This is a genomic window from Mesorhizobium sp. WSM4828, from assembly GCF_055811175.1.
Window position 1 is genome coordinate 1 of sequence record NZ_JBVVQK010000071.1, and the last position, 3,764, is coordinate 3,764.

At 61.0% G+C, this 3,764-nt stretch carries 3 protein-coding genes; all 3 read left to right on the top strand.

What is annotated here, in order from left to right:
* Positions 1-89: 89 nt before the first annotated feature.
* Positions 90-323 (top strand): hypothetical protein, encoded by a 234-nt coding sequence (locus AC0L2X_RS32200; protein ID WP_473601183.1) that lies wholly within the window; start codon positions 90-92, stop codon positions 321-323.
* Positions 324-946: 623 nt separating this feature from the next.
* Positions 947-3,496 carry a caspase family protein gene (locus tag AC0L2X_RS32205; protein WP_473601181.1) on the top strand — a complete coding sequence of 850 codons (2,550 nt, stop codon included), beginning with the start codon at positions 947-949 and terminating at the stop codon, positions 3,494-3,496.
* Positions 3,497-3,510: 14 nt separating this feature from the next.
* On the top strand, positions 3,511-3,764 hold a 254-nt coding region (locus tag AC0L2X_RS32210), incomplete at its 3' end, for a hypothetical protein (RefSeq protein WP_473601182.1).

The following is a 3,764-nucleotide window of genomic DNA, read 5'->3' on the forward strand; positions in this document are numbered from 1 at the left end:
CCCGCCTATCCGGCCCATCGGATCGATGATTTGCTGCCGTGGAATTGGAGATCCGCAAAACTGCGGACCCAACCAGCGGCGGCCTGATCATGCAGCGCAATAAGGTGCATCACGTCTACACCGTCGAACGCGTCGCCAGGGACCTCGGCGTCAGCGAAGCGCTCATCCAGGACCTGACCCTCGGTCTCGAGCCCGAGGACGGCATCATCTGGGTGTACGGGGCCAACGATGACGACGGGATCTTGGCCTTCACCGATGAAGGCATCGACGAGGTCAAACTCCTCCTCGAAGAATATCATCGCGTCTCCCCATCGAAAGCTTGACCTCAGCACCGCGGTGCTCAGGTCCTCATGGCCGCCGGATACGCACGTCTGCGGTCTTCACCGGATGCGTACGGTGCGCAGAAGGTTGGATACGAGTTCCTCTCCCTCCGCCATACACTCGGACCCAAGAATCTTGCCTCGGCTCGATGCTGGAAAACCGCGCAGAACCGCCGGGCTTTTCAATTCCAGCTGCCGGGACAATCGTCAAAATGCCGCTTCGCTGGGCAACGGGAAGAGTTTGCTTACGAGAGCCGCCGCAGTGCTCAATCCGGTCGACTGTCTAGCGGCCATGTGGTCTGGCGCGGCCGCGGGTCCAGCTCTGTGTCGCCGTGAGCTGTTTCGTGACCCGGATTGATCCGCGTGATTGCACTGGCAGGCTCGTAAGTCTCGCGTGGCCGACCGAGCAGAGCGCCAGGGATCGGAAGAGCACGCCTGGAGGTGTGACAGACGTTGCAGACACTCGGTCCCTGATGTAATTTAGCATTCAATCAAGTGAGGAATATGCCCGCTGTCGCGACGGCTTTTCTCTCTTTTTGTCTCGGCAGATTGCATGCTCTCTGACGGACCTTGCTGGCACATGCCGTGTTCTTGTGGGCGAGGCAATAGCGTTCAAGGGATTTGCCATGCTCCGACTTTGCGGAATCATCGCAGCCTTCCTCCTCGCGAGCTTCACGACCTTTGAGGCTTGCGCTGACCGAAGGGTCGCCTTTGTCATCGGCAACTCGGAGTACCGACAATTCCCCGCACTCAAAAACCCGGCCAAGGATGCCGAGGACGTGTCCAAAACGTTCCGACTGGCGGGGTTCGAGGTCTTTGTCGCAAGCGATCTGACGAAGCTGCAATTCGAGGAGCAGTTCCGCAACTATCTTGCCGCCGCAGACGGCTCAGAACTGGCCGTCGTCTACTACTCCGGCCACGGTTTCCAGATCGGCGGCGAAAATTTTCTGATCCCGGTGGATGCCTCCTTGAAGGAGGCGGCGGACATCGAAGTCCAGGCCATCAAGCTCAACGATGTGCTGGAACAGTTACGCTCGAAATCAAAGATCCAGGTGATCATACTCGATGCCTGCCGCAACAATCCGTTTCCGCGCAAGAATTACTGGCTGAGAGATCAGCTCATCACTGCCGGCAATACCGGGCTCGCACAGGTGAGAAGCTCGCTGAACACCTTGATTGCTTTCGCCACCGAACCCGGCGCGGCGGCTTATGACGGCGCCGGCGAACTCAGCCCGTTTTCGGCGGCGTTTTCCCGTCGCGCGCTGGCCCCGAACCAGGAGATCCGCACCGTGATGGCGGCGGTGCGCCGCGATGTTGTCGAGGCTACAAACGGCCTCCAGGTTCCCTGGGAGAACTCATCGCTGATCGACGAAGTCGTCCTGATGCGCCGCAGCAATCGACCCTCGCTGCCGCCCGTACTGGAGAAGGTCGTGCTGTCAGGAGTCGGACCGGTCGACTTGGGTCTGCCTGAACCGGTCGATGTCGATGGTGGCACGATTACCCTGAGCATCGAAAGACCGCCCGCCCTGGGGCGTTTGATGCTGGACGGCAAGCCTGTCGAGTTGGGCGTGCCGATCAAGGGCAAGGATCTCCCGCGTCTGCAGATGGATGTTCCCAAGGGAGTCGCTCCGCAGGAAGAGGTCGACATGCTGGCCTATGCGACGCATGACGACTGGGGCGGTCAGACCCAAGGCATCGTCGTGTTCCGGGTCAAGAGCGGCGAAGGCGCGCAAGGCGAACAGATCATGGCTTCGCTCGAGGCCGAGCAGAAGCAGCAGGTGCTGGAGCGTGGCATTCATATCACCGGTGCGGCCGAGGCGATCGGCAACCGCGACATCGAAGTTCCCGTGGGCGTGGGTCCAGTTGCGCTCAATTTGGATTTCCCGACCGATGATCCCGGCGTCAGCCTGAAAGTATCGAGTTATCCGGCAACGGGAACGCTCTCGCTGCCCGATCGAACGCTGGCGCCGCAGTCGAGCCTGATGGCCGGGGAGGTCGACCGGCTGCGCTATGAACCGCAGATCGGCGCGCAAGCCAAGGTCGAGGTCGGCTTCGAAATCCGGGCGGACAGCAGTTCATCAAAGCCGGCCACGATGAAACTGTCGCCGACGATCGATCCGTGCGACACGGCTGCCGGCGAACCTCTCGATCTGCAAGGCGTCACCCCCGGCCTCCTGCCGAACGAAATTGGCACTAGCGCGGTGGAGCTTTGCGAGGCCGCGGCAAAGGCTTATCCGGAAGTCCCGCGCTTCCGCTATGAACTGGGGCGGGCGCTGCTTGCGGTAGGCAAGGTCGAAGAAGCCAAGACAGCCATCGAGGAGGCGGCCAGGAAGGGACATGTACGCGCGGTGTTCGAACTCGGCTACATGTATGCGACCGGAACCGGCGTGGCCCTCGACCGCACCCAGGCCAATGCCCTCTACGCGGCGGCCGCCGACAAAGGCGATCCCTATGGGATGACGTCGTGGGGTCGCGCCTTGTTCAATGGCTATGGCGTCAAGCCCGACACCAGCAAGGGTTTGGACCTGCTGCTCAAGGCGGCCGCTATGGGGCACACCTATGCAATGAACGATCTGGCCGCGATCTTCACCGAGGGCCGCAACGGCGTAACCGCTGACCCGGCCCGCGCCGTTGCCTTCCTGCAGGCCGGTGTCCAGCGGCAGGACATGTATTCCATGAACCTGCTCGGGCGCAATTACTTGTCCGGGCAGGGCGTTGAGAAGGATCCCAAAACGGCGCTAGCGTTATTTCAGCAGGCAATCGATCTCGGCCAGCCCTATGCGCCTGGCAGCCTCGCACGCATGTATCGGGACGGTGTCGGTGTGGAACGGAGCCTCGCAGAAGCGCAAAGATTGTTCGAAATTGGGATCGCGCGGGGTGATCCGTTCGCAGCTTACGATCGCGCGGCCCTCGAGATGCAAAAGGGCGACAAGACCGATCAGGCCCTTGCCGTGCGCTTCCTTGCGCTTGCGGCCGCACTTGACGTGCGCAAGGAAGTGCCGGACGCCCAGAGGACGCTGGCAAAGTTCGGATCGAAGCCGAAAACAGCGGCGTTGAAGCAATTGCGACAGGAACTGAAATCGAAGCTTCCTGGCTCCGGTTCACAAGACACCCAACTGGTTAACGCGGCCAGACGAGTCTGGGAAGAAGCCAATCCGCGTCGGGACTTGTTTTGACCAAGGAGGAGACAATGGCGGGCGGAGTCTTGAGACAAGCAATACTTGGAGCAGCGTTATCCGGTTTCGTGGCGGGTCTCATGGGCTGCACTTCCCTGGTTCCGAAAGTTGAGCCGACGCCGCTGGTCGAAACGCCCCAGCCGAAGATTCTCCGCCGAGTGCCTCCGCCGAAAGTCGTTAGGTCCGTTCGCAAACAAAAAACCCCGAAGAAGGTGATTATACCGGTTGAGCACGAGCCTGTTCCCGCGCCTGTCATTCCGTCTGGGGG